Genomic DNA, 26,049 nt, shown 5'->3' on the forward strand with positions numbered 1-26,049 from the left:
TTTCGTTATTAAGAACAAGCAAGGAACGTTACACTTAACTAGAGAATTACCTTGTATATTTATGGATCGATAATAAATTGGAATTTTTATCTTTGTACTCTTTTAAGTTCACCTTTATTATTCATAGCAATTTCTGATAAATAATTAGCGACAGATTTAACTAGCGTTTCTGAACCAAAAGAATAGGGCACGAATGAGTAATTTTCAATCGATCGTATCGTATTTCCAAGATGATTAATCTCGATTACAGCAGCTACTAGATTTTGCTCAATAAATGTATTCGTTATTTCTAACTGATGATTATCAACATGCTCACCATATTTCTTCTGTCTCGGGACAACGATTACCTTTTTTAATCGCTTCAAGCCTTCAATTATAGAACTTGTGCCAGAGTGAGTAATTAATATATTTGAACGATCATAATACTCTGCGAATTCCTTGGCTGGTAAAAAATCAAATGAGTGATAATTCTTTGGTATATAGGTTGAATAACCTCTCTGTGCTACCACAGTATCAGTAATAGATTGATTATGAACTAATCGATCCAACTCAATAAGAAGTCTATCAAAAGGAAACTTCTGTGTACCTACTGTAACGAAGATCAATAGATTTTCCCCCTATATTCAGCTTTAGGATAGAACCTTTCAAGCTCTTGCCATTGAATATAAAACTTATCTGAAAATCGATATACTATTCGGCCTGTCAATGTCGGTGAATTAACCTTTGCAAAACTTTCAATAAATATAAGTCTTTTTCTTAGAAGTTTCCCTAACAAGCAGATCGGTACTGTTGCTCCTGCACCAGTTGAAATTATGACATCAGGCTTTTCTTTCAATAAAATTTTGAATGATCGATAAATATTGCTTAAAAATACATTGAAGAAAAAGATGTCTTTTCTTTCTTGTTGCCTTAGAAAATGGACCGGATGATCTTCACAAATTGAACTGGATGTAGAGTTTTCCTCTGTCACGATGAAATACTCAAAGCCATCAATTCCTGGTACTAGTTGTAATAATTCAGAAAAGTGTCCTCCAGTAGAACTTACAAGCCCAATCTTCAACTTTTCTTTCTCCATATTCCCACCCTCTTTCTAATCCTTTTATCATTCTTAAATAATGAACGATAGAAAGTACATCACATATTTAAAAGAACGATTGCTATATTGATTCAGGTAATGCTTTTATAAATGAACCGATTACCTTACTCGTTCAATTCTTTTGCCGATATCTTTCTTATAAAAATCATTAAAGGCAGCGATAATAGCTATTCTAATCCCCTTAAACTCTTTACCTTTTGTGAGATATAAAGCATATTTTATTATGTTTTTGACAAAAAAGTAAATCAAGAAGAATACATATATATGCTTCTTTGCATATCTAGACATAAATAATAAATTGTTTCTTGTCCCATAATAGTTTGATAGGGGAGAGCGATAACCAGTAGTAGCCTGAACTTTGTGATAGACTAGTGATTTTGGTACATATCGGAGTTTGTAACCAGCTTTTTTGATTTCGAGGCTATAAGCTACATCTTCAAAGTATAAGAAGTAATCTTCCGCTAAGTATCCAACCTCATCAATTATTCGTTTGGGGAATAGAAAAACGCATCCCGTAAGGAAATTTTCATTAGTCGCTTTTAAACTTTTCCTATTTTGCGTCCTATGAAATGGTGTTCCGATTAACCATTTAATACCACCACCGCTATACCAAGTTTCTAATGGGCGATCGTAATAATTGATATGTGAACAACAGGCACCAATTGTATGATCAGACTCGCATTCCTCTACAAGATAGCTTAAGAATTCCGATTCCACCGTTGTATCGTTATTAAGTAATAAAAAGTAATCCATGTTATTAAATTCTTTTAATGCAAATTTAATTCCTTCATTATTTCCCCCAGCAAAGCCGACGTTCTCTTCAAGTTGAAGTAACTTAAATCTTTCTTGAACCATATATTCATTGAGGTTATCTAATTCAGTGGAACAATTATCAACAACTACAACTTCGAAACTGGTATAGTTAATTCGCTTCAATGATTCAAGACACTCAACTGTATCCTTCGCATTATTATAGTTGACTATAATAATGCATACTTTTGGAGTAACCTTCATAAAATCCCCTCACTATTCATCAAATGGATCACTAGTACCCTATGCCTAAAATACTTAGATGCCTTTAGGAACCGGAATTTTAATATCCTTTAATTCAGGTAACTTCATATCTTTGGTGGATAAAATGGGCGTTACAGTTGGCCATTGAATCGATAAATCAGGATCATTCCACTTCACACCTTTATCATGCTCAGGCGAATAAATTTCATCTACTTTGTAAGTCACCTGAGTGTTGGCTACTAAAGTACAGAATCCATGCGCAAATCCTTTAGGAATGAGAAGCTGTCGATGATTCTCTTCAGTAAGTACGATAGAGAACCACTCACCAAAAGTACTTGATTCAATGCGTAAATCTACTGCCACATCAACGATTGCTCCAGATATAACTCTGACTAACTTTGTTTGAGCATACGGCGAATCCTGATAGTGCAATCCTCTTAAAACTCCTATTTCTTTTGACAATGAATGATTATCCTGAATAAATGTATAGTCAAGACCAAACTCAGTAAATCGTTCTTTATTATAGCTCTCCATGAAATAACCTCTGTTATCTCCGAAAATCTTTGGTTCAATAATTTTAACACCATCGAGCTTTGTATCAATCACTTTCATAACCTTATGCACCCTTTCGTTACTTCATTAGAATGGCTTCTTTTTCAAATAGTCGACTAAAATCTACTTGTGCTGTTAAGTTATTTGCAAGGGCATAAGATGTATGAGTTCCAGCATCGGTCCATGCACCTGAAAGAATATCAAACGTTAACGTTCCTTTTCTTATATAGGCATTGTTAACATCCGTAATTTCTAGCTCACCTCTTTCTGAAGGCGTAAGTCCGTCAATGATATCGAATACATAAGAGTCATACATATAAATACCCGTTACAGCAAACTGAGACTTTGGTGCTGACGGTTTTTCTTCAATAGAAAGAATATGATTATTCAGGAGTTCCGGTACACCAAATCTCTCTGGATCAGGCACTTCTTTGATTAGGATTTTTGCACCTTTACTCTGATCATCATAATTCTTAATAAACCCTGAGATATCTTCTGAGAAAATATTATCGCCTAAAATAACGACCATTTTTTCATTAGCGGCAAATGCTCTCGCCAAACCAAGGGCTTCAGCAATGCCACCTGCATTATCTTGAACCTTATAAGTAAAGTTCACATCAAACTCATGGCCACTTCCGAGCAGATTCACAACATCTCCCATATGGTCTCGTCCAGTTACAATTAAAATATCATCAATATCTGCTTCTTTTAGTTTGTAGATAGAATGATAAATCATTGGATACTTTCCTACAGGCAATAAATGTTTATTTGTAACTTTTGTTAACGGATAAAGTCTAGAACCAGTTCCTCCGGCAAGAATAATCCCTTTCATGACATCACCTCATTAATGATTTGTGATACTTTTCAATTACATTTTTAAACCTTTTCACCTTTGCGAAAGTTTAAGTTAAACCTATTAAGTTTCGATTGAAATTGGGATAAATCAATTTCTTTTCTAATGGCGGAAAGAACCAACGAAAGAAACATGATTAATATACCGCCTAAAACGAATGCTACAAACTGGTTTAAAGGAACTGCCATCGATAATAAATAGACTCCAAGAGCTATTGCTCCCGAGTTAATAAAAGTAATGACAATTTGTGCATATGGAAGGAGGTCTCGTTGCTTAATAGCAAAAATTCTTGATACATCTCGTTGTTGAAGGAAGACACCGATATATGCTGCTACAACAGTTGCAACCGCAACTCCCAAATAGCCAAAGAGATAAAGAAATAAAAAGCTTAATGCAACGTTAAGAATGACTGTGATGACTGTATTTTGTAGTAAAAGTTTCTGATTTCCGGAGATCTGTAGCAACGTATAAAAAACCGTAAAACGTAATGGAAATTTGAGAAGGTATACAACGAATATAATTGAGGCGCCAACGTATACATCTGAATAAATCAATTCAATAAATTGTTTGTTGTAAAATAGCAAAATCCAGAAAAGCGGGAAGATGATAACGGCAAGAGCACGACTTGTAGTTGACCAAAGTCTTAATGCCCCTTCACGGTCCCGTTCAATATTATAGAGTCCTCCTAATTTTGGAAGCATAGCTGTTATGACTGAAACAGTAATAATAGCCATAAATGGTACTTCTTTTGCAGCAATCGAAAAAACAGCAAACGTTTCAACTGCAAAGAATAAGCTGATAATCACTTTGTCTGTTGATTGCATAATGACGTCTAATGCAGTAACAGAACCTACGGAAAGTGTGTATTTAAATTGCTGTTTAATCATCCCAAGATTGATTGAGAAAATAACATTTTCCAAAAATAAGTACATGAGATGAAGTAGGATAACCCGTAAAAATTCCATGATACCAATCGTAATGACGATCCAGTAGAGGTTGTGACTCAGATATGCGACAAGTACAACGGTTATAAGATAAAAAAGATAATATGTTAACGTGAAAATACTAAAGACTTTCACTCTATTACTAGAAACATAAAGGTTCTCAAGGTAACTTCCTAAAATTGTTGCAAAACACCATAACCCAAGCCATATAGAGTATTTTTTAAGATAGCTGTCGTTGAAAAAAAAGCCGTTATGAAAAATCAGGATTAATGCAAGGAAAGCAAGTAAACCAAGACCTAATAACGTAATAAAAGTATTAGAAAGTACACGTGATTTTTCTAACGAATCGCTTGTTTTGTTATAAAAATAAGTAAACGTCGTTTGCATTTCGAAGGGGACTAACGAACCTACCATAATGGATATAAGTAAAATCTGCTGATAAATCCCCATCTCATTAACAGATAGTATTCTTGCTAAGATCATCATAATAAATAGTGCTACTAATGATTTAGCCATTCGATATCCAGATAGAAGTATTGAATCTTTGAGCATTCTCGCACTCCCTAATCAGTCTAATTAGACTGAAAGAAATTCATGAAATCTTTGAATTCGAAAGTTGATCAACCTCACCTGTTTAATCGATCTTAATAAAGAACAAGGAGGGGTGTTTATTGAACTAACTAAAATCGTTGCATCTATACTTGATTTAAGGATGAATCCAGAGATTCAATGTCTCCCCATTCTTCAAGTATACTAATAGACTCATTCATATTTAGATGAACACCTTTTTGAACTTCAATCATTTCTATATCTGTATAGGCTTTAAGGGCATGTGGCATTTCAGCAGAGATTTGCACAACATCGCCAGAACGGACAAACTGAACTTTACCTCCCATAATTAAACACCCATGCCCCTTTAGAACTGTCCAAACATCACTTCTTCTCGGATGCATGTGATAACTAAGGTGCTTCCCCGCTTTCAAAAATACCTTTCTAGTTAATACTTCTTCCTCCTTGTCAGCGTATGAACGATCTAACTCTTTCCACCACCCCCATAGACGCTCTTCATATCTTGGCTTCTCCATTACATCATTCAACAAACTTTTTATTCCTGGACTAGACTTTTTATCAGTTACAAGAATTCCATCAGGACTTGCCGCAATAACGGCATCAGAAATACCGAGTACAGTTATCGGAATGTCCAACTCATTAATAATATGAGTGTTTACAGAACGACTGCAAACTTTTCCTGAACCAATTTGTTTTGTTCTCATCTCCTCCGTTAGGGTATTCCAGGTTCCAAGATCCTTCCAAAAACCTTTATAAGGTAGAGCGACAATATGCTTCGTTTTCTCAACAACTTCGTAATCAAAGCTTGTTTTCGGTAAAAAATGATATTGTGCTAATAGTTCTTCATATTGAATAGGAAAGCCTGATTTTTGTAAATAAGAAATAATGAAATCTAATTTAAAAGCAAAAACACCGCAATTCCATAATCCATTGCGATCAATTATTTTTTCAGCAATCGGTTCCGAAGGCTTCTCAATGAATGTTTCAACATTCAAATAAGAAGTGTGAGAACCTCCACGGGGAATGATATAACCATATTTCTCAGAAGGATGTGTTGGGATAGCCCCAATCAGTGCAAGTTCCGCTTGGGTGCTTGTTATGATAGGTTCCAACTGCTTAATCGTCTCAAAAAATTTATCTTCTACGTAAGGATCTACTGGTAAAACAGTAACTACTTCATCAAGCCCGACCCCTTCTACTGAGTAGAGATATGCTGCAGTTAGGGCGATTGCAGGAAAAGTATCACGACGTTCAGGTTCAATAACTAGTGGAATGTCTCCTCCAAGTTGTTTTTGAATCATCTCGACTTGTAAATGACTTGTCGCGATCGTAGTGGAAGATGATAGATTTGCTTTCTCTAGCTGCGACCACACTCTCTCTGACATTGATTGCTTTTCTCCAAATTCGTCTGATAAAATTTTCAAAAATTGTTTTGATCGCGAATCATTTGAAAGTGGCCAAAGTCTTTTACCAGACCCACCAGAAAGCAGTACAATCTTCAAAGTACATTCCTCCATTTCCTGACTCGTTCCTTTTAAAGAACATCACTCTTTGCTTTACTATTTTTTATAAAAGCATTGCTTAAATCAAGTTATATATTTGTAAAAAAATGTTATTAATTAGAACTTTGATATCATTATACCGTTTTTTATTAAGAACACAAGAGTATTATCTTTTAGCAGAAAACATATTTCTATCTAAATCCGTATTTAACTCACTACTCTTACTACCGCAATAGCTTATAAAGAGAAAACTTTATTTCATGAATGATCAAACTTTCTCCTCTAAAGATTTACTTGCTTTCAAGTAACTTCTTAGCGCCTCACGCCAATGCCTCATCTCGGGCATTCCATTTAGACGAAGAGCCATATGATCTAATACTGAATAGGAAGGTCTCGTGGCCAATCTAGGAAACTCTTCTGTACTAACCGGGTTCACTCGAATTTCTACTCTAGCTTCCTCAAAAATAGCAACTGCGAATTCAAACCATGTGCAGGAGCCTGAGTTGGATACGTGGTAAATGCCATAGTAGTCTGTTTTAATCAAATTTAAGATACAGTTAGCTAAATCAATCGAGTATGTTGGACATCCCCTTTGATCATTGACAACATTCAGAGTATCTTTTTCCTTTGATAGTTTCAACATCGTTTGAACAAAGTTATTTCCATTTGAACCAAAGATCCAAGAAGTTCTAACAATGAAATATTTCGTTGCTAAACTAGTAATGAAATTCTCACCAGCTAATTTGGACTGGCCATAAATACCAAGAGGTGATGTCGGCATAAATTCATTGTAGGGAACATCGCTTTCTCCATCAAATACATAATCTGTGCTCAAATATACTATTTTTGCCCCAACAGATTCGGCAGCTACTGTAACATTACGTGTCCCAATCGCATTTACTTTGTAGGTATAATCTATGTCGGATTCAGATAAATCAACATTTGTATATGCTGCGCAATGAATGACAACTGTTGGAATAACTTGTTCAAAATATTCCTTAACATCCTCTGAATTTGTAATATCTAACGTTTCATGACTACATGGGATAACTTGTACTTCCTCTTTTTTAAGTAATCTTACTAAGTCATAGCCTAATTGTCCGCTACTGCCTGTGACAAGAATTACTTCATGCATTTATTTTATCTCCATACTGGTTAGCATAATAAAATTGATAATCACCAGATTTAATATTTTTCCACCATTGCTGATTATCTATATACCACTGAACTGTTTCTTTAATACCTGTTTCAAAAGTATAATAAGGTTTCCAGCCAAGTTCACTTGTTAACTTTGTGGGATCAATCGCATAACGATGGTCATGCCCAGGGCGATCCTGCACATATTTAATCAGTCCTTTAGACACCCCTAACTTTTCAACTATTAAATGAACAATCTCGTTATTTGTTCTTTCGTTATGACCTCCAACGTTGTAAACTTCTCCCGCTCGTCCACTATGAATAACTAAATCAATTGCAGAACAATGATCCTTAACATGTAACCAGTCTCGAACGTTTTTGCCGTCTCCATAGATAGGAAGTTCTTTTCCTTCTAATGCATTTGTAATTGTTAGGGGGATAAGCTTTTCTGGAAAATGATACGGTCCATAGTTATTTGAGCATCGGGTGATATTTATATTCATATCAAATGTCTTATAATAAGACTGAACCAATAAATCTGCACTTGCTTTGCTCGCAGAATATGGGCTATTTGGACTCAATGGAGTAGCTTCAGTAAAGGCTCCAATGGCACCGAGCGACCCATATACTTCATCAGTAGAAACTTGTACATATTTATCAATTTTATTTTCTTTCGCTACATCTAACAATACCTGTGTTCCAAGTACGTTACTCCTGATGAAAACATCGGGGTTTGTAATACTTCGATCGACATGAGATTCGGCTGCAAAGTTCACGATAATATTTATTTCATGTTTTTTGACTATCTCATTAACCAACAAATGATTTGTAATATCTCCGTTTATAAACGTATAATTCATGTTGTCTTCAAGATCTCTTAAATTCTCCAAATTACCTGCATAAGTTAATAAATCATAATTGATTACTTTATATTCGGGATATTGAGCAAGAATATAATGCACAAAGTTACTCCCGATAAATCCAGCTCCACCTGTTACTAATAAATTCAACTTCACTCGCCTCCAATTTCCAATTGATTTAAGCATTGCAGATTGAGATCTGCTTTCTGTGAACAAGTTGCTCATAGAATACGGAATCACTTACAAATAAAAATTGTGATCAACACCACCTCAATATTCATACTTTAAAGGAATAACATTTTTAAATGAAGGATAATACTAATGAACAAGCAAAGGAGTATTCGAATTGGAAAGGTGACGACAAATCGTTCTTAATAGTGTACAATCATAGAAAGTGGAAAAATTTTATTTCGATATCTTATTATGATTATATGTTCTTTAAAGAGAACAAGTCAAATGTTAATTGGCGGAGATTTCATGAGTCTTGTAAAAAGTTCGTCTCTAATTGTTTACAAAACAATTATTTAGACAGGATTTTTAATAAGAGAAACCGAACAAACGCTACTTGACCTGTTTTCTAAAGGAAAACTCTATGGCACTGTCCACACATGTATTGGACAAGAGTTTACTGGTATCGCAGCTGCAAGAGCTTTTCAGGCCGCTTTACTCAAGGAATATAAGGTTTTCAATGCCATGTTTACTAACCATTGATTCACTAACAAGTGCTACCTTTAACATTTCAGATCTAACTAATCTGGAAATTCTATGGTTAATTCCGCTCAGCAGTAAAAATAAATTTTGCTATTATTGGAATGGGGTACGCTGAAGATAATGGTGTAGAAACGCTTTCCCTTACCTTAACTTTTGATCAACGTGTTACAGAAGGGAAAATAGCTGTAGAGCTTCTTTTAAAGTTAAAAAAATGCTTGAATAAATATACCGATTTAGCAAAACAAAGTAAGAATGCCATTTTAAAAGAAGCAGTCCCTTTCTGTAGCAAATGCTGTTTCTTCTAAGGATCTACATACAATTAATCTAGAACCACATGCCAATAAGTTCAATCAAACAAATGAAAACGAGCCTTTACTTCAAGGCTCGTTTTTGATGAAACTCACTAAATATATATTGCTATGAATTATTATTGGTCTACATCGTAATAGGAACTTACAAAGACCGAACCTGTACTTTCTAGCAACCCCAATCATCTGGCAATTCATTTTCGCATTTTTCTTGGGGATTATACTGATGCAATTCAGGAGAATCATAAGATTGTAAAATTAATTCTTCTAGTGTGCTCCCTGTTTTTATAAGCTGTTCTCGTTGATCGTCAATAAACATAGCAACAGAAACTAAAACACCATTACCTCTGGGATTCAGTCCTTGTTGCTCCCATGTTCTTGCAATCTTAGTAACTTTCTCTTCTAAAGAAGTGTCGTCCCACCTTTCAAAGCTCCAACCTTCTTCACTGAGTGGGCTTTCTACGGCCTTAATCAAAGTACCTTTCCCTTTACTAACTAATAGTTGATTATTTTGTTTTTCGATAAAATATTCCACTTCAAACTCATTGTTAATTATACTCGTATCAGATTTATCAACTGAACGAAGCCCACCGTGAACTGTCATTTGTGTCTCAGAATTTTCATCAACTGAAATGACCCGAAATTCTGTCTCTATTGTATTGGCATATCCAGATGAAAAAGATTCATAACTTAATTCATTTTTCCATGGAGTACCAATCAATTCATATGCTTCTGAATAATTATGGTTAGCGATGTGTTCATAGAACTTTTCGATAAGTTCAGTTGCTTCAGAACTTGAAAAAGCATCGTCTTTTACAAGTACTTTATTTGCATCTTCCGCCTCTGCTAAATTTTCATATAGCTCATGATAGCAAGAGCAGTCATTATTATATTGTATCCCAAGAATGCCGTCTTTGAATTGTAAAATGTCCATTTTACCTGAATTTCCTAACTCCTCACTCTTATAATCAACGGTCTTTAATAAAATTAACTTACCTTCATCTAATAAGATAGCAAGTTGCTTTTTATATTCGTCTTTAGAATATGGACCATTCTCGTCACCACCAATAGTATGAAACTCAAGATCATTCCTACTAATAAGCTGTGAACCTTCAACTTCCTTAGTAGTTTCCAATTGTTTCGTATCTTCACTTTCAACAAGTGGCTTTGAAGGTGCTTCCTCATTCGTAGCTGTTGCTTCAATTTTTTCAATAGATATTTCTTCTTTGTTACTACACCCTGATATTAATAACACCAATAAAAAAATTGATACAAATACTCTTCTCAATAAAAACCCCCCGTTCTTATTAATGAACTATCAGTTATGTTTTTTCTAGATTTATTAATGAGTATTCAAGAGGTTATCATGTATTTCCTTTATTTTACTATCGAAGAAGTGAACAGTTTTTCAAACTGTGATTATCAATTTTGAAAACGAAATAATAAAAAAGTGCTCTCCTTTCTTAAAAGAAAATTTTAATTAAACGTTTCTTTAAGTAGAATCTGCTTTCTCCCCCGACCTTTCCTCTCTATTCAATTAATATTTCACCTTCTAGGTTATTTTAGTTGTTGTTTTTAAATACTCATCGGCGACCAGTAATGACTGGTCATCATCATTTCGAGATCCTTTATGACATATTCATTCGCATCTCTTTGCTCACTGATCAGTTGGTTCGTTAGAGAAAATTAGCTTTGATCAAACACTTCATAATATTTACGGATGTTTCTATTGCTTTCTCTACTTTCAACAACTAAAAAACCAGGTGAACGAATCATAATTATGATTCGTTCACCTGGTTTTGAGTAATATTATCATTACTCTTACTTTTATATTTATTAAATTAAATGAACCACCTTCGTTCTCCACAATCCCCCTACCCCAACCGCGCCAACCGCTCATAAACCTCACGCAAATTCGAAAACCCCATCTCCTGGATTTTCTTCAAATAATGACACCACAGCTCAGCTGTCATCTTTGCGTCTCCGAGGGCATGATGGCGATCTTTTACCTCAACACCACAATTCGTACAGCACTCCTCTAATTGAAACCCTTTTAATTCTGGATCAGCAATTCTGATAAGAAAAGAAGTGTCCACAATGCGATGATCGAAATTAGCACGCATTAAACTCCAGGTGGCATGCTGCATAAAGGCCTGTTCATGTTTTGCGTGATGCGCCACTAACGTGTGCCCTTTTATAAATTTATAAAATTGAGCCAGCACTTCTGAGAGGGGGGGAGCGTCTTCCAAATCCTCCACTTTAATTCCCGTCAATTCTGTCACCTCTTCAGAAGGGGCTGTGTTAGACTGAACCAGGGAGTAGAATGTTTCCTGTTCAATTGTTTCACCAGTAACTTTTACTGCTCCAATCGATAGAATCGCATCTCCTTTATTCGGATAAAAACCGGTTGTTTCCAAATCAAACACGACCACTCGTAATCGATTTAAAGGCACTTCCAATGTGTTCTTCATTTTAATTTCTTTCTGCATCTGTCTCAGCATGGAAATATGGTGAGGGTTGGATTGGTCTTGAATCGAGGCGTACATGCTCGTATTGACCTTTCCAGTAAGCTGCTTTAAATATTGAACCATTTGATTCATCTTCATTTAGGAACACCCTTTTCGAAGTACTTTGTGGTGTCGTGGTAAAGCTCAATGCCTTGTTTCATCCTATCCTTTAGCTCTTTCTTCTGTTCTTTAGGAAGGGCATCAATCTTCACATAATGAACGGCTTCATAATTTTCATTTCCCCCATATGTAAGCCGGAACTGTAAAAGTTGCCTAAATTCCTCTTCATAATGCTTCCGATTTGAGCGACCAATCGTATGGTCTGATAAAGCACCAAGTCTTGATAACGTAGACGTGTTCATCATTTTCTCCTTCAACGCAAGAAGTCTTACTGCATTGACATAAGGAAATAAAGCCGTCTGTTTTAAGTTGATTTCTCCCGTATGCGACCCGTGCGTTTCTACAAGAATTTGGCCAAATACCCCAATTCCCTTTTGCAGGCGCATCGTATTTTTTAACATCCTTTTTAATAAGTATGGCGCCTCTTCGATTTTTAAGTGAATCACTTCTTTTAACGCTTCAATAAATGATTCACTCCCTACCAACACTCGTGCATCAATAAAAATCAATAAATGACGGATCGCATCGAAACTTTCATCCTCCATCCAATTTTCAAGCTGTCCTTTCCACGCTTCAACAGATTTACACCACAGTGGATTAGACGCCATCACATTTCCATCACAATATTCATATCCAACCGTATGGAGGCCATCGGAAATTTCTTTTCCAAGGTTAAGAAAATAGTTCTGCGCCTCATCGCTCGTCTTCTTATAAACAATGCCATGATCCTGATCACTCCATAACGACTGTTCAAACCGCCCACCGCTTCCCATTAAAAAAAATGAAAAAGGAGAGGGAGGTGGCCCCCACTCTTTTTTCACTTTCTCGATTGCAAGATGAACGACTTGAGTCATCAGCTGATCATGGAATTGATTTAGTTCAATATGGTTTGTGGCAACATGCTTGATTTGTTGCTCTCTCATGTTTCTTAGATTTTCATAATTGTCGAAACCATCTTCCATACTGACAGCCCCTTTATCTCTCAATTAATCGTTCAACCTGATTTCGAGCTGCTCTGTTGGCCTGAATCGTTGCCCGTATGCAAAAACTCTGGATAGCCATAGCTACCGTGCTCACTAAGATCAAGACCGATAATCTCTTCTTCTTCGGTGACACGTAAACCGTTAAGCACTTTCTTAATGATGACGAGAAGGATAAACGAGACAACAAAGGCATAGGCACCACTTGCCCCAACGCCAAGCGCTTGAACACCTAGCTGACCGAAACCACCACCGTAGAAAAGCCCTGGTTGACCAACCGTCGCAAGTTCTGGTGTTGCAAATAAGCCAGTTGATAACGTGCCCCAAACGCCTGCTACACCGTGAACAGATAGAGCAAAAATTGGATCATCAATTTTCCGTTTTTCAAAGAATCTCATGCTGTAGAATACGATAAACCCAGCAACTAAACCAATGACTACCGCTCCCCACGTGTCTACGAAAGCACAGGATGCTGTAATGGCAACTAATCCTGCTAACGCACCGTTCAACATCGTTGGCACATCCGCTTTTCCAGTTACGGCCCACGCCACAATTAAAGCGGCAACGGCTCCTGCACCTGCTGCTAAGTTTGTATTCATGGCAACAAAACCAAAGAATGCAGCGTCAGCGGATAACGTACTACCTGCATTAAACCCGAACCAACCGACCCATAAAACGAGCACACCAAGCGCCGTGAATACCTGGTTATGTCCAGCAATGTTGTTTGGAGAACCATCTTTATTGTATTTTCCAATACGAGGCTTTAAAAGAATCGTTGCGGCAAATGCGCCCATTGCACCTGTTAAGTGTACAACCGTGGAACCAGCAAAGTCCTGCTTTCCGTGCTCAGCTAACCAGCCACCGCCCCAAATCCAGTGGGCAATCACAGGATAAACGAGAACTGAAAATAATACCGCAAACAGAATATACGCTGTTAGCTTCGCGCGTTCGGCAAAGCCTCCAAATGCAATCGTTAAGGATATCCCTGCGAACGCTAGCTGGAATAAGAAGAATACTGGTGCCGAAAGTCCTAACCCCTCAATTTCATAACCTGAATAGAAAAAGTCCGTTAAACCGAAGAACGCATTTCCTTCACCGAAAATTAATCCATATCCAACTGCCCAAAACACCAATGAGGCAATCCCAAACGTGAAGATCGTCTTACCAGCAATATGGCCAGCATTTTTCATTCGGGTTGATCCTGCTTCAAGTAAAATGAAGCCACCTAGCATCAAAATAACAAGTACTGCTGAAACCATCACCCAAAGACTATTCATCAGAAACATCGAATCCATTCCAACTTCCCCTTTCTTTTTTCAGAACCCCAAAAGACTACTTTTGAAAATGTTAATTTATCTGACATTTATGTTTATAAGTATTTTTGCATGAACAAAAATTGTCTTCAACAATCATGTTACATTATCTCTCTGACTATCTTTTAAAGGTAGTCAGACACGTCGAGGGGTGTTTTCTCAATGCATTCACTCTTTAACAACGGTACAAGGGACCTTCCGATTAGAAGAGAGGAAGATAGGAACAGTGAACGGTAGACTTAGAGTGGTTCACTTCATTGTTTTCCTGGATTTTTTGAATATGAGTAGAAAGGCTAGTTTAAAAAGCAGTTTAATCAAACGTTTGTTTAACTTGTTCAATGATGTTTTCTTATACAAGACTGGCGAATTCAATTTGTTCTCCATTTTATTTATCTTTAGTAGAGAATACCACTTCGATTGTCTACGCAGGTCGTCAAGCAGATTGTTAACGAAAGGTAGGGTGATAAAGAGAAACCTCACTTATTAGAGACTTTGATACAATATTTGAGCGCACTCATTTAGCTCTGTTCACTTAGCCTTAATGGGAAAATTTAATGTATAATCAACAGAGAAATCTTCCAAACTCTTGTTTTTGTAAACTACACTTTCGAAGATGCAAAGGATGTTGTTAATAGAATGATGGAGTATATCGCGATTTTCTGCGGCATGACTGGTATGTTTTTAATGATTAATTTATTTTTTGCTTTCTTATATTTGATTAGCAAAATCGCTGGTAGTTGGTTTTACCGTTGGGCTTCCCACGATGAGCTTGGGCTTTTGGTTATTCTCTCATTTCCATTATTGGGACTAACACAATATGCAGCAAGTCGCTGTTATGAAAAATTCAACTGGTTTATAGCTAGGATGCTTCTCATCTTATATGCCATGTTATTGTTTATACTAGCAATCTTGTTTTTTATTTTGTTTGACTTATTATAGTAGCTAACACTAACAAACGAAAGGATTACCCCAACATGTCTTATACTCTATCTATGGAAGAATACATATTATCATTACTTTTAATGGACGGTGACCAGATCGCAGCATCCATCAAAGATGATGTTTTTGAAAATATTTCTGATCGAGACTTAGAAAATCGTTTAGATAGCGCTACAAACGGACTGCTTTCAAGAGGGTTATGATCGATCAATCAACACATTGATGAGCAATTTGAATCCTTTGTGAAGAAGATAACGAATGCATCTCGTGTAATTCGATGTCAGATTGCTACTGATTCAGCGATGTTAGCAACTTCTTTGTTCTGTAACGATCATTACATTTTCCAACAGTCTTTAGATGATAATCGTGTTGTTAAATTATTTACTGAGAACAATGAAAAGGCACTCAGCCAGCTCATGGACCTTAGCGATATCAAAATAGAACATGAACCTTTTTCAATTAAAGAGCGCCATTTCGAAAAAGTGATTAATAAATTACTGGGAAATAGGAAACTTTCAAGTAAAGAGACAGACCTGTTTCCTCCAGCCTTTCTGAAAGTACTGAAAGAAAAACAAGGAAAGTTAAATGCGTTATATGATTATAACCAAGAGGAACAAGGCACGGTGAATTCTCTTTTGTATATTACTGGTTATGATCAATCATGGTCGATCGAAGGTGATGGGAAGTTCCTTTCGATAGCTCCGTTTTCGTTTAAGTCGCTATTTGAGTAAGGTCAATTGTTGTTAAGGCTTTTTCCGGAGCACCTGGAAATGGAACTGAATAAAACAATCTATACTTCTATTAACCTACAAATCAAACAAGTAAATCACACCTACTGCAACAATGATTAGCCCACCGATAAAGGACATCACAAATTGAAATAAAGCACGATTGTGATTCCCATCTGCTCGTTCCTTTATTCCAAAATGTAGGGTTTTAATAGACCAGGACATCGTGAAGAATGCCCAACCTAATAGATCATTACTCGATTCCGAATCGAAAAGCAATACAAGAAAACACCCCATTAAAGCAATATAAATGAATCTAAACACAACTTTTTTGCGATTGTTTCTTACAGTCTCTTTGTCCATTTTCATCTCCTTATCGTTCTCACTTCAATATAACGAAAGAAAACGAGCCTATAGAATTGTTTCTTAGGCTCGCCCCTTGTATGAAGACACTTTTTATCTTCAAAATTCATTTTAATAAGATACGACTTTTTCACCGTTTACGGACTTTAGCTTGCCCCTATACCTCCATCAACTCTATACTGACTTCCTGTAATGAATTTACTTTCGTCTGATGCAAGAAATAAAACAAGATTAGCGATATCTTTCGTTTCACCATAACGCTGTAAAGGAATCGCAGCAGTTTGCTGCTTATGCACCTCTTCCCCTTTTCCTGGGTTCATGCCTTCTTCAAGTGAGGTCATCATACGTCCTTCTACTGGAGAAGGGTGTATGGAGTTTACACGCACCTGATATCCAGCAGCCTCAAGCGCAGCTGTCTTGGTTAATCCAATAACGCCGTGCTTTGATGTCACATAAGGAGACACTCCTGGGCTCCCCATCAAACCAGCTACTGACGATGTATTAATGATACTACCGCTGTTCTGTTCAGTCATAACAGGTAGCACATGTTTTAATCCTAGAAAAACACCAATGACATTCACAGATAAGACTTTTTCAAAATCCTCCACTTTTTGTTCAATAATAGGTGCTACTTTCCCCTCAATACCTGCATTGTTAAAGAAAACATCAATTTTCCCAAATCGATCCATCGTTTCTTGAACATAATTTTGTACATCAGATTCTTTTGAAACATCTGCTTTAACAGATATGATCTCACCAAAAGATTCTAATTCACTCCGCGTTTGTTGAAGAGCTTCTTCATTAATATCTACGAGGGTGACTTTTGCCCCCTCTTTTAGAAACAAACGCGCGGCTTCTTTACCAATTTCTCCGCTTCCACCAGTAACAATTACGACTTTTTCTTGTAATCGTGCCATTAGAACAGCCCCTTTATACCTATTTCTTTCTCTATTAACAATTCCTCCCTGTTAGTTGACTTAAACGTAAATATTTAGAATAATCAATCTATAATTCTTTATGATTTAAAACGGAAGCCTATCTTAAAAACGGAAGCGGTGATTGAAATTGTGGTAAATAATCCTTATGAGCTTCAAGTAATTCATCAAGGACATTCTTTGCTGCATTTACTGAGTGAACTAATGGGTTCGCAGATAAGGCTTGAAGCGCAGTGTGATAATCACCCGTGACCCCAATCACCTTTTCTAACGTTTCATAAGTGGCATTCCTGAATAATACAGGTCTACCTTCTTTTCTTTCCACTAACCCTGATTCAGCAAGTCTACTGAGCTGTCTGCTTACATTAACATTACTACGATGGAGCTTTAATCGATCAGCTACCTCCTGAGCGGAAACTCCCCAGGCTTCAGTATTCTCACAAAGTTTCTGGAGTTTAGGCAGTAAATCAGAACTCACTTTGTTTCCTCCCCGTTTGAAGCTGTTTGTTGGTTTTATTGTACTGAACATTCAGATAATAAACACCCTTATTTTACATTCTTTTTTTCAACTTCTACTTACTCTTTGGGGTTGGAATATAACTCAATCACTTGCTCACCAAGAATGAAAAAACAGACAAATCATGCTATAAAGGCACATCACCCCTCTTGTCCTGGGTAAGCCACAAAAACTTTCCTAGCAAATAGCCATTTAACCCACTCCCAAAGATTACCTTAATTACCTTAAGATTATGTTATTATATAAAAGAGTTATTTTGTCTAATAAGGTGGCGATATTGCGATGAAAACATTGGAGGTAGATTCTTTTCTCTCTTGTATTGAATTGACTCTTAAACAATTGGACTCCCAAGAAAGTGATATAAAAAAAATAGATTCTGCTGTAATGGAATTTATTCAGTTAGAAGAGGCTTTAAAAGGTAAGGGCGGGCAGGCCATTCGCTCATTTTATCAAGATTGTCATATACCATTTCTAAAGTATTATCAATCGACTTTAGACGAATATAGAAATGCTTTACATAACATGAAGAATGAATTAAAAGCTTTCGAATCCTCTAATACGGCAACGATTCGGGAGGACTTTCTTAAAAATGATTTAGACCATAGTTTGAAAAAGATCAAAACAATGACAACTGAACTATCAAATGAAGCAAATACAATCATTAACTCAGTAAATGATATTATTATGATTCCGACTTTGCAAGATAGCAGTGTGATGGATCAATTAAACAGCGCAGATGAAAAAATGGATCAAACACTAGAACAATTACATCAGTACGACCGCCAACAGGTAAAAAATTTAGACGGTGTAGTCGATCGTGCTAATGATGCTTCTGGTTACGTCGAGCAAATCAACTCCATGTTTCAGAGTAATCAGATCAGTGTGGAAGGTTACCAGCCCGGCTTCCTTTTTCAGAAATTAAATCAAGCGGTGCAATCACCAGGTGGAATAGCTACTAGTGTGCAAGGAAGTATAAACAATGAAAATTCAACTAGTAATCGTGCATTAGATTTATTACTAGATTACGAAGAAAGTAAAAATATAAAATCAACAACAAAACCAAACGAAGATGACTCGTTGTTGAATGCATTGTTAGATGGAGCAATTGGTTCCATCGCGCCACTAGCCATTATGACGGCTTCACATAAATCTGGTATACTCCGGATTGAATATACTAAGAAAAAGAACCATTATGCTTTTAAATACGATCGGAAAGTCCTTCATTTTCTGAAAGGAAGAACTGGTCCAGAGTGGACAAAAAGGTCCATCCAAAAAGTAAATAAATTAATAAAAGATAATCATATAAAAGAAAAAAACTTAAAATATTCAAAGAAAAATTTCTCTGGCCCTGGCAAATTTGTAGATAATCGTACACAATTAACAAAAGCAAAAAGTTCTCTTATAAAACTAACAACTGGAAATCGCCCTCTTCATGAAAATGTTAAGAATAAGCTCATTAAACACTCCTCTAGAGAAATGGTTATTTCAAAAGGAGCTTTTAAAAAAGTTGCAGCAAGAACTTCGGGTGTTGCTGCGGTTGTAATTGGAATGGGTACATCCGTTAAGAACATTTTTGACAGATGGGAAAATGGAGAAAACCTCAGTGGTCCAGAACAATATGAAGCAAATGGACGGATTGTTGGGGAGGAATTAAATAAAGTTGCTGGTAGTGTCGCCGGAGCGACGACAGGAGCCTATGTAGGAGCCATTGTAGGAGGTGCCCTTTCTGGCCCCTTCGCACCATTTGGAGCAGCAGCTGGTGCAGTTGTTGGTAGTGCAATAGGTGGTGCGGTTGGCGAATGGGCTTCCAAATACACAAAAAAATGGGCAAGTAATGCAGGCGAAGAGATTGGTAAAGTAACGTATAAAGTCAAAGAGTCTGCAAAAGATGCATTAGAGAGTGTTAAAGATACATTGAATGAATCAACAGATAAGTTATTCGGGTGGATATAAAATTAATCAACTAACACAATAAAGGATGTTATAAACTTGATGGAGTTTCTTGCAATAGCGTGCGGTGTTATCGGAATGGCTTTAACCTTTAATCTATTATTTTCTTTTCTATATCTAATAAGTAAATCTGCAGGTCATGGATTATATCGTTGGGTAGTTCATGACTTGGATTTTTTAATGGTGCTGTCATTCCCTATATTTGGCATAACTGAATTTGTAGCTAATAGACTTTATAGTAAGTTTAATTGGTTTGCAGCTAGAATCTTACTAATTTTATACGCTATTTTATTATTCGTACTAGCTATCATTTTCTTTATTATATTTGGTAAAATTGCTGGTTCGAAGTAAAACTGAAAATCGAAAGGATTAATCAAATATGTCTTATACTCTATCTGCTGAAGAATACATATTATCATTACTTTTAATAGACGGTGTCCAAGCGGCAGCGTCGATAAAAGACGAGGTTTTCGAAGATATTTCTGACCAAGAACTAGAAACCCGTTTAGATAGTGCCACAAATGGATTGCTCTCTAAAGGGTTATTAACGATCGATGAAAATGAAGAGAGTGTTGATGAAGCATTTGAAAAGTTTCTTATGAAGTTAACGAATACACCTCGTGTGATTCGATGTCAGATTGCTACTGATTCGGCGATGCTGACAACTTCTTTGTTCTGTAACGACCCTTACACTGTTCAACAATCTTTATATGATAACCGCATTGTTAAGTTATTCCCTGAAAACAATGAAAAGGCGCTCAGCGAACTTATGGATCTAAGCGATGTAAAAGTAAATCATGAACCATTTTCAATTAAAGAGCCTCTTTTCGAAAAAGTGATCGATAAATTACTTGCAAATAAGGAGCTTACAAGTGAAGAGTCTGATTTGTTTCCTCCAGCCTTTCTGCAAATACTGAAAGAGAAACAAGGAAAGTTAAATGCATTATATGATTATTACTTAGAGGAACAAGTCATGATTGGTTCTCTCTTGTATATCACAGGTAATAAGCAAACATGGTCAATCGAGAGTGAGGGTGAAATCCTTACCATAGCTCCGTTTTCCTTTGCGTCGCTGTTTGAGTAACCAACTTATCTATTATTTAAAAGGCTATTTCACCACACCCGGTGAAATAGCCTTTTAATATATATTAGGGATCGGACTAATACTTCTACTTTCTTTAATATTGCAAGAAAGAAATTTTGTGTACACATCCATAGAATATTTAACTAAACCAATTTGAAATTGAAAAACAGATGAACTTTCCAGCTATTCTCGAGATGATTGACTTTCTGCACTACCACCTTCACTTCCTACTGGAGTAAGATTGTCTTCCTCTTCTTTACACTTTGTTTGGGAAGAACGCAATACCGATAATATGAAGTTTTCATACACTGATTTCACATAGATTCGGGAGTAAGTTTTATAACCATTTTGAAAAATAAAAAAGAGAACTATGGAACCTCCTAGGATCAAAAACCAATCAAAGATCACTACGTCTATTCTCAATATCAATAGAATTAAGGAAATAATTGCAGTAAACCCTGACACGATCATTAAACTTCTATAGAAACTGTATTGTCTATTAAAAATATCTATTTTTGATGCTAGGTTGCTCTGAGCAATGTCAGATTTATAAAGTGAGAATAATTGAAGGACTTTTTCAGCATCTTCTTTATGTTCACAAACTACCCCTTCCGTTCTGCTTTTAAAAAAAGCTAGGGTATCAATATCAAAACCTTTATAGTAAGCGAATTTTTTTAGTGTTGCTTCCTTGACCCATTTTCTTAAGTTATCGTTTTTCTTTAATTCATCATAATAATCTATTCTCTTTGTGAACTTCTTTTCTAATATTGTACTAACAATCTGTAAAATCTGCCCTAATAAGAAGCTTACAAACAAAAAATAAATTAAAGCTACTATACTATTACCTACTTTCTCTGATTCCATGATGGCCATAATATTTAGACTGTAGTTTAAGTCACTAAACAACTTTAAAGAGATAATAAAAGCGATTGCTCCAGGAACTATGTAACTAATCACATCATAAATTTCAAAATTAGTTTTCATTTATTTTCTCCTGCTCTTTTAGTTTATTTCGTAATGAAGTAATCCCCACAGGGGTTGAAATAAAATTCCCTTGAATGATATCTGCCTTCATATGTGCAACTTTATCAAATTGATTCTTATTCTCTACTCCCTCAACCACAACTTTTAAACCCAACTGATGTGCCATGTGAATAATAGACGTTACGATTATTCGTTTTTTAGCATCTGATTCAATATTTAACATAAAGCTGTTATCTAATTTAATGACATCGAGCGGTAGGACTGATACTCGAGCAAGATTCGATCGCTCTGATCCAAAATCATCTAAAGCTATTGAATAACCTAATTCTTTTAATTCCTGAATATAGTTGATGAGACTATCTTCTCCAATTAAACTCTCTGTAATTTCGAATTCAATTAACTTCACCTCGATATCGTTTAGTAGCAGTTTTACTTTTTTAATGAATTTATCTTTCAATAACAGCTGTCTAACTGAAAGATTGATTCCAATCTTAACTTGCAGGTTATCTTTAGTTAGGTACCTTATGTCATTTGCAACCTTCTCAATTACATAAAATCCAAGTTTATTAATGAGCCCTACTTCTTCCGCCAGAGGAATAAAATCAACTGGAGAGATATACCCTATTTCTGGATGACGCCACCGAAGTAAGGCTTCAGCCGAAACAACTTTTCCACTTGAAAGGTGATATTGCGGTTGATAATATACTTCAAGCGCTTCTGCATCCATGGCTCTTTTTAAAAGGATTGAAAACTCTGCTTCATTCTCTCTTAAATATTCATGACTACTTATGTTTTTTATTTTTTGTATATTATTTTTAGCCTCTCTGACCAATTCACGAGCATTCTTATTGCTACCTTTGGTAAAAGTAGCGATCCCTGTCCTCACGTTAAACATGAACTCATATTCGTCAATTTGGATTGGTTTTGATAGAGTATCTATAATTCTCTTATTTATCATATTTACTTCACTTATCGTAGTATTGGATAATATAACGCCAAACTTATGATCACTAAATTTAGATGTCGTATCCCCTTGCCGAAGAATTGATTGTAACTTATTAGACAAAATCATTATTAATTCGCTCATAATGATTTTTCCATAATTTATTTCTACCTCATCTAATTCGCTCATACTAATCATAATGACTGTTACCATGAAATTCGAACGAGTAACTTGAGAAAGAGCATGCTTTAAGCGATCCATAAAGATAAAACTTTTCGGTAGGTTAAGCTGCTTATCATATAAAAAAGCTTCCATGTCTTCTTCTTGATTTAAAGCTTTCCTTCTTGGATTTGTACGCTTAATTAATTCAAGCATATAATCCCTTTTGTTATAGACGATTTTTGATGAATAGATTTCTAACTCCGAACCCTCTTCACCTACTATCAAACTTTTCATTTCCACTTTACTTTCTTCATTTAAAAGCGAAGATCTATTTCTAAAAAATTCTTTCATTTGTTCAGATGTATCATTGTTTAAGCTGACTATTTGGTTAATACTAGTTTCTGAAAACCCCCAGATCCCTTTTGAAATGTTATTAAAGTAAACTAATTTGTAATCCTCTTTGTCTATACATTCATATAGCGAAACCCCATAACTAGCAAGCTGAAACGCTTGATTAAGAGTTAATTCGTTACTCACCATTGCATCCTCCCTATGAGCATTCTAAAAAAACTTTTATAATTGATTTTTGTAAATATACTTAAAACTATAGTTCTTTATTAAGAACAAAATCCCTCTATTGTATAAAAATTCAAGTTACCTTAATAACATAGCTTATTTATTTCTTTAGAATACAGAAAACAGGTAAGCTACTCAGTAATAAGAGAAGCTTACCTGTTTTTCTTTTTATTCAAATACCTTACTAATTATTTTTAGACATCTATACAGTTTTTATATCTCATTCAAAATGAGTTAGGATAATATAGAATACTTATCAATACCTAGTAGTTATAAATCTGCTCCGGCAAATGATCATAAACCGCCGGATCTGCCTGATTAATAGAACGATCTGCAATCGCCTCGGCCGTTGTGCTCATCGCAAGAAAAGCCTGTTTTATGAGGTACCCATTTGATTTCTGTCCAAGGACGTATGGCTCATAGTTTCCGTCTGCCATCCCTCTCATTTCAAATAGTATGACGGGAATATCATATTGGAGAGCCATGGCATTCGAAGCCACATTTGGATTTTGGGTTGGCTCATCATACTTGAATACATGAGACCATCCCTTTGACTCTAGTCCCTGGTAGAGAACAGTCGCTAATTGTTTTGATTGTTCTTTTACTTCTTGTGTGACCTCAGAACTTTGCGGCGTTAAAAGCGATCCTGATGTTGGCTTTCCATCATACTCTTCTTGCGTGCCCTGGTGATGGAAATCGATCATATAATCAATGTTATACTTCGATAGCACATTTTCGTGTAAAGCCTTTGTTTCAGGAGCTACTTTATTCACATGATCGCGATTAAGATCGAGTCTATCGGCATTATACCTCGTTAAATTGCGCCCACTAGCTAAATAATTTGCAAGCTCAAAATTCACATCTCCCATCGCACCATCCGCATTGTACATTGGGAGTATTAAAATATTCACATTCTCAAGCAGTTCTTGATTACCCTGACTATTTGAACCAAGGTGACGAATATAATCTAGCGCCCCTTCTGTCGTGAGCGCTTCGTTCCCATGCTGCTGTGTGAGAAATAGAATCGTAGGATTTTCTGGATTCGTTATGTATTTGACTAGATAGATATCGCGCTCCTTGGTCGTCTTTCCGATAACCTCCAGATCCATATTCTCTTGTTTTTGATTCTCTTTCACTAGAAAGTTAGACATCTCTTCATAAGTCGTTAACATCGCTGTTTGAACCGTTTCTTTTCCGTTCACATCCGGACCATTTCCTTGTGCTAATGAAGGGACGCCTGCAATTGTAGTGCTAGCAATAACGGCAGAAAGTGTTAAGGTGAAAATTTTCTTTTTCAAGCTTTCTCAGCTCCTTTATGATTTTGTATAACGTTCATAAAGTATCCGATTCTAGAGATGTCAGTTATTCCCTGCAGTTCTATGCGAAAAGTGGAGGAAAGGCCTATCCCTTGGGAGCTTTCGGTTTTAAATCACCAACTAAAGCACTAAGAATCGGTGGGACGGTTCTCCCGATTCACGCCCTAAAAATCAATGACTGCGAAACACCTAATATTCTTGCCATCTGCCGTTGCGATATCCCTTTGATTCGTTTTAACTCTCTTATCAAGGGATCTCTTCTCTCTTTAGGAAGGCTCTTTACTTGAGCGATTTCCACTACACCAAGACTTCTTTTTATGAGAACTCTCGCTTCATCATCGGTCAATCTTCTTATTTCATCGTTTACATCTTCTAAACAACAATCATCAGTGATTCGTTCATTAAACTCCCTAAATTGGCCAATAGCTAAACGGCGATCATGACCATAGAATTTCAGGATATAATCACAATCTAGCCATTTCGTTTTGGAATAACCCCGATAATATTCCGTACAACTGCTCCATGGCCAATCATCTACACTCCTAACCATCCGCGCTTTCAGTGGATTTTGGTGGATGTAGCGCACCACGGTAAGAAGGTATTTGACTGTCTCCACATTTTCACTTTTAAACCGATCTTCGAAGAGATGTCCAGATGTACGATATTTAAAATGATAGGTTTGGACAAAGCTTATGGCGAGGCGTTTTAACGTAAGAGAAATTTCTTCGTTTCCTTCCTTTAATAGAAGATGGATATGATTGTTCATAAGGCACCAGGCATAGCATTTCATTTCGTACAACAGGGCGTATTTTTCAAGCGCGTTAAGAAATCGAATCCGATCATGATCATCATGAAAAATTTCTTGGCGATTGGCTCCTCTAAAAATGACGTGATAAATCGATGTTTTGCTTCTTTTTCTTGCTTCTCGTGGCATGATTACTCTCCCTATTCGATTTGTCGAGGTGGAATTTCTGAATTGATTGTCAGAGCATATAGGATTTGTATACTTCTCAAATTAACGGGGACGATTGAGATAGAGTTAGGTAACGCGAGGATGAGATGATTGTCAGAAGAGACGGCTTGGA

Annotated in this window: 25 protein-coding genes and 1 pseudogene; 6 read left to right on the forward strand and 20 right to left on the reverse strand. The window is 36.1% G+C overall.

From position 1 onward, the window contains the following. Positions 1-86: 86 nt before the first annotated feature. The 13 genes from pssE to ATG70_RS16080 form a co-directional block, all read right to left on the reverse strand. Positions 87-605, reverse strand: coding sequence for a PssE/Cps14G family polysaccharide biosynthesis glycosyltransferase (gene pssE / locus ATG70_RS16010; RefSeq protein WP_098445256.1), 519 nt, complete (start codon positions 603-605; stop codon positions 87-89). Further along, positions 602-1,075 (reverse strand): PssD/Cps14F family polysaccharide biosynthesis glycosyltransferase, encoded by a 474-nt coding sequence (pssD, locus tag ATG70_RS16015; RefSeq protein ID WP_098445257.1) that lies wholly within the window; start codon positions 1,073-1,075, stop codon positions 602-604. Before pssD ends, pssE begins: the two co-directional genes overlap by 4 nt. A 120-nt stretch (positions 1,076-1,195) precedes the next feature. Continuing rightward, the gene (locus ATG70_RS16020; RefSeq protein WP_098445258.1) at positions 1,196-2,110 is read right to left on the reverse strand and encodes a glycosyltransferase family 2 protein; all 915 of its coding nucleotides are present in this window, start codon (positions 2,108-2,110) and stop codon (positions 1,196-1,198) included. Between the two features lie 54 nt (positions 2,111-2,164). Next, the gene (gene rfbC, locus ATG70_RS16025; protein WP_098445259.1) at positions 2,165-2,722 is read right to left on the reverse strand and encodes a dTDP-4-dehydrorhamnose 3,5-epimerase; all 558 of its coding nucleotides are present in this window, start codon (positions 2,720-2,722) and stop codon (positions 2,165-2,167) included. A gap of 19 nt (positions 2,723-2,741) precedes the next feature. After that, positions 2,742-3,494, reverse strand: a complete 753-nt coding sequence (locus tag ATG70_RS16030; RefSeq protein WP_098445260.1) for a sugar phosphate nucleotidyltransferase — start codon at positions 3,492-3,494, stop codon at positions 2,742-2,744. 44 nt (positions 3,495-3,538) lie between these two features. After that, positions 3,539-5,011, reverse strand: a complete 1,473-nt coding sequence (locus tag ATG70_RS16035) for an oligosaccharide flippase family protein (RefSeq protein ID WP_098445261.1) — start codon at positions 5,009-5,011, stop codon at positions 3,539-3,541. Positions 5,012-5,154: 143 nt separating this feature from the next. Further along, positions 5,155-6,531 (reverse strand): sugar phosphate nucleotidyltransferase, encoded by a 1,377-nt coding sequence (locus ATG70_RS16040; protein ID WP_098445262.1) that lies wholly within the window; start codon positions 6,529-6,531, stop codon positions 5,155-5,157. 268 nt (positions 6,532-6,799) lie between these two features. Then, positions 6,800-7,666 carry a dTDP-4-dehydrorhamnose reductase gene (rfbD, locus tag ATG70_RS16045; RefSeq protein WP_098445263.1) on the reverse strand — a complete coding sequence of 289 codons (867 nt, stop codon included), beginning with the start codon at positions 7,664-7,666 and terminating at the stop codon, positions 6,800-6,802. Beyond that, positions 7,659-8,678, reverse strand: a complete 1,020-nt coding sequence (gene rfbB / locus ATG70_RS16050; RefSeq protein WP_098445264.1) for a dTDP-glucose 4,6-dehydratase — start codon at positions 8,676-8,678, stop codon at positions 7,659-7,661. The genes rfbD and rfbB overlap by 8 nt, the downstream gene beginning before the upstream one ends. A gap of 1,038 nt (positions 8,679-9,716) precedes the next feature. Next, the gene (locus tag ATG70_RS16065; RefSeq protein WP_098445267.1) at positions 9,717-10,835 is read right to left on the reverse strand and encodes a hypothetical protein; all 1,119 of its coding nucleotides are present in this window, start codon (positions 10,833-10,835) and stop codon (positions 9,717-9,719) included. A 586-nt stretch (positions 10,836-11,421) separates the two neighbouring features. After that, positions 11,422-12,153: an exonuclease domain-containing protein gene (locus ATG70_RS16070; RefSeq protein WP_098445268.1), complete on the reverse strand. Its 732-nt coding sequence runs from the start codon at positions 12,151-12,153 to the stop codon at positions 11,422-11,424. Beyond that, positions 12,150-13,136 carry a DUF294 nucleotidyltransferase-like domain-containing protein gene (locus ATG70_RS16075; protein ID WP_098445269.1) on the reverse strand — a complete coding sequence of 329 codons (987 nt, stop codon included), beginning with the start codon at positions 13,134-13,136 and terminating at the stop codon, positions 12,150-12,152. Before ATG70_RS16075 ends, ATG70_RS16070 begins: the two co-directional genes overlap by 4 nt. Positions 13,137-13,168: 32 nt before the next feature. Then, a complete protein-coding gene (locus ATG70_RS16080) occupies positions 13,169-14,449 on the reverse strand; it encodes an ammonium transporter (RefSeq protein ID WP_098445270.1) in 1,281 nt (426 codons plus the stop codon). 654 nt (positions 14,450-15,103) lie between these two features. On the opposite strand from ATG70_RS16080, the gene ATG70_RS16085 reads away from it, so the two are divergent. From ATG70_RS16085 to ATG70_RS16090, 3 genes are read left to right on the forward strand one after another with little or no spacing between them, the layout of a single operon-like run. Then, the gene (locus ATG70_RS16085; RefSeq protein WP_257147732.1) at positions 15,104-15,406 is read left to right on the forward strand and encodes a hypothetical protein; all 303 of its coding nucleotides are present in this window, start codon (positions 15,104-15,106) and stop codon (positions 15,404-15,406) included. A gap of 35 nt (positions 15,407-15,441) precedes the next feature. Then, the gene (locus tag ATG70_RS22585; protein ID WP_179886304.1) at positions 15,442-15,609 is read left to right on the forward strand and encodes a hypothetical protein; all 168 of its coding nucleotides are present in this window, start codon (positions 15,442-15,444) and stop codon (positions 15,607-15,609) included. 39 nt (positions 15,610-15,648) lie between these two features. Then, positions 15,649-16,137 (forward strand): hypothetical protein, encoded by a 489-nt coding sequence (locus ATG70_RS16090; protein WP_098445271.1) that lies wholly within the window; start codon positions 15,649-15,651, stop codon positions 16,135-16,137. A 75-nt stretch (positions 16,138-16,212) separates the two neighbouring features. Here the strand turns inward: ATG70_RS16090 and ATG70_RS16095 are convergent, their stop codons facing one another. The 3 genes and pseudogenes from ATG70_RS16095 to ATG70_RS16105 form a co-directional block, all read right to left on the reverse strand. Then, the gene (locus ATG70_RS16095; RefSeq protein ID WP_098445272.1) at positions 16,213-16,497 is read right to left on the reverse strand and encodes a hypothetical protein; all 285 of its coding nucleotides are present in this window, start codon (positions 16,495-16,497) and stop codon (positions 16,213-16,215) included. A 146-nt stretch (positions 16,498-16,643) separates the two neighbouring features. Next, positions 16,644-17,414 carry an SDR family NAD(P)-dependent oxidoreductase gene (locus ATG70_RS16100; protein ID WP_098445273.1) on the reverse strand — a complete coding sequence of 257 codons (771 nt, stop codon included), beginning with the start codon at positions 17,412-17,414 and terminating at the stop codon, positions 16,644-16,646. Positions 17,415-17,532: 118 nt separating this feature from the next. Beyond that, a pseudogene (locus tag ATG70_RS16105) lies at positions 17,533-17,688 on the reverse strand (6-phospho-beta-glucosidase); the annotation flags it as partial. A gap of 543 nt (positions 17,689-18,231) precedes the next feature. On the opposite strand from ATG70_RS16105, the gene ATG70_RS16110 reads away from it, so the two are divergent. Genes ATG70_RS16110 through ATG70_RS16120 form a run of 3 tightly spaced genes read left to right on the forward strand, consistent with a single transcriptional unit; the run spans position 18,232 to position 20,983 of the window. Continuing rightward, positions 18,232-19,902 carry a T7SS effector LXG polymorphic toxin gene (locus ATG70_RS16110; protein ID WP_098445274.1) on the forward strand — a complete coding sequence of 557 codons (1,671 nt, stop codon included), beginning with the start codon at positions 18,232-18,234 and terminating at the stop codon, positions 19,900-19,902. Between the two features lie 39 nt (positions 19,903-19,941). Further along, on the forward strand, positions 19,942-20,250 hold the full coding sequence (locus ATG70_RS16115) for a hypothetical protein (RefSeq protein ID WP_098445864.1): 309 nt from the start codon (positions 19,942-19,944) through the stop codon (positions 20,248-20,250). A gap of 28 nt (positions 20,251-20,278) precedes the next feature. Further along, on the forward strand, positions 20,279-20,983 hold the full coding sequence (locus tag ATG70_RS16120; protein WP_098445275.1) for a hypothetical protein: 705 nt from the start codon (positions 20,279-20,281) through the stop codon (positions 20,981-20,983). Positions 20,984-21,166: 183 nt separating this feature from the next. On the opposite strand, the gene ATG70_RS16125 is transcribed toward ATG70_RS16120, so the two are convergent. From ATG70_RS16125 to ATG70_RS16140, 4 genes are all read right to left on the reverse strand, one after another. After that, complete coding sequence (locus ATG70_RS16125) at positions 21,167-21,967, reverse strand: hypothetical protein (RefSeq protein ID WP_098445276.1); 801 nt, start codon at positions 21,965-21,967, stop codon at positions 21,167-21,169. After that, positions 21,957-23,609, reverse strand: coding sequence for a putative bifunctional diguanylate cyclase/phosphodiesterase (locus tag ATG70_RS16130; protein WP_179886305.1), 1,653 nt, complete (start codon positions 23,607-23,609; stop codon positions 21,957-21,959). The genes ATG70_RS16125 and ATG70_RS16130 overlap by 11 nt, the downstream gene beginning before the upstream one ends. 302 nt (positions 23,610-23,911) lie before the next feature. Beyond that, positions 23,912-24,946, reverse strand: a complete 1,035-nt coding sequence (locus ATG70_RS16135) for a M14 family zinc carboxypeptidase (RefSeq protein ID WP_098445278.1) — start codon at positions 24,944-24,946, stop codon at positions 23,912-23,914. A 175-nt stretch (positions 24,947-25,121) separates the two neighbouring features. Then, entirely contained in the window at positions 25,122-25,898 is a 777-nt protein-coding gene (locus ATG70_RS16140) for a transposase (protein ID WP_098445279.1), read from the reverse strand. Positions 25,899-26,049: the final 151 nt, after the last annotated feature.

This window comes from Bacillus sp. es.036, assembly GCF_002563635.1.
GTDB lineage: Bacteria > Bacillota > Bacilli > Bacillales > Guptibacillaceae > Guptibacillus.

What these genes read in the sequence shown, in the direction of transcription:
- ATG70_RS22585 (WP_179886304.1), top strand. Translation starts at nt 15,442, where the DNA reads ATGTCTTATACTCTATCTATGGAAGAATACATATTATCATTACTTTTA.
- ATG70_RS16080 (WP_098445270.1), bottom strand. Translation starts at nt 14,449, where the DNA reads ATGGATTCGATGTTTCTGATGAATAGTCTTTGGGTGATGGTTTCAGCA.
- rfbD (WP_098445263.1), bottom strand. Translation starts at nt 7,666, where the DNA reads ATGCATGAAGTAATTCTTGTCACAGGCAGTAGCGGACAATTAGGCTAT.
- ATG70_RS16075 (WP_098445269.1), bottom strand. Translation starts at nt 13,136, where the DNA reads ATGGAAGATGGTTTCGACAATTATGAAAATCTAAGAAACATGAGAGAG.
- ATG70_RS16085 (WP_257147732.1), top strand. Translation starts at nt 15,104, where the DNA reads ATGATGGAGTATATCGCGATTTTCTGCGGCATGACTGGTATGTTTTTA.
- ATG70_RS16095 (WP_098445272.1), bottom strand. Translation starts at nt 16,497, where the DNA reads ATGGACAAAGAGACTGTAAGAAACAATCGCAAAAAAGTTGTGTTTAGA.
- pssD (WP_098445257.1), bottom strand. Translation starts at nt 1,075, where the DNA reads ATGGAGAAAGAAAAGTTGAAGATTGGGCTTGTAAGTTCTACTGGAGGA.
- ATG70_RS16100 (WP_098445273.1), bottom strand. Translation starts at nt 17,414, where the DNA reads ATGGCACGATTACAAGAAAAAGTCGTAATTGTTACTGGTGGAAGCGGA.
- ATG70_RS16125 (WP_098445276.1), bottom strand. Translation starts at nt 21,967, where the DNA reads ATGAAAACTAATTTTGAAATTTATGATGTGATTAGTTACATAGTTCCT.
- ATG70_RS16035 (WP_098445261.1), bottom strand. Translation starts at nt 5,011, where the DNA reads ATGCTCAAAGATTCAATACTTCTATCTGGATATCGAATGGCTAAATCA.
- rfbC (WP_098445259.1), bottom strand. Translation starts at nt 2,722, where the DNA reads ATGAAAGTGATTGATACAAAGCTCGATGGTGTTAAAATTATTGAACCA.
- ATG70_RS16030 (WP_098445260.1), bottom strand. Translation starts at nt 3,494, where the DNA reads ATGAAAGGGATTATTCTTGCCGGAGGAACTGGTTCTAGACTTTATCCG.
- ATG70_RS16070 (WP_098445268.1), bottom strand. Translation starts at nt 12,153, where the DNA reads ATGAAGATGAATCAAATGGTTCAATATTTAAAGCAGCTTACTGGAAAG.
- ATG70_RS16120 (WP_098445275.1), top strand. Translation starts at nt 20,279, where the DNA reads ATGTCTTATACTCTATCTGCTGAAGAATACATATTATCATTACTTTTA.
- ATG70_RS16020 (WP_098445258.1), bottom strand. Translation starts at nt 2,110, where the DNA reads ATGAAGGTTACTCCAAAAGTATGCATTATTATAGTCAACTATAATAAT.
- ATG70_RS16140 (WP_098445279.1), bottom strand. Translation starts at nt 25,898, where the DNA reads ATGCCACGAGAAGCAAGAAAAAGAAGCAAAACATCGATTTATCACGTC.
- ATG70_RS16115 (WP_098445864.1), top strand. Translation starts at nt 19,942, where the DNA reads ATGGAGTTTCTTGCAATAGCGTGCGGTGTTATCGGAATGGCTTTAACC.
- ATG70_RS16110 (WP_098445274.1), top strand. Translation starts at nt 18,232, where the DNA reads ATGAAAACATTGGAGGTAGATTCTTTTCTCTCTTGTATTGAATTGACT.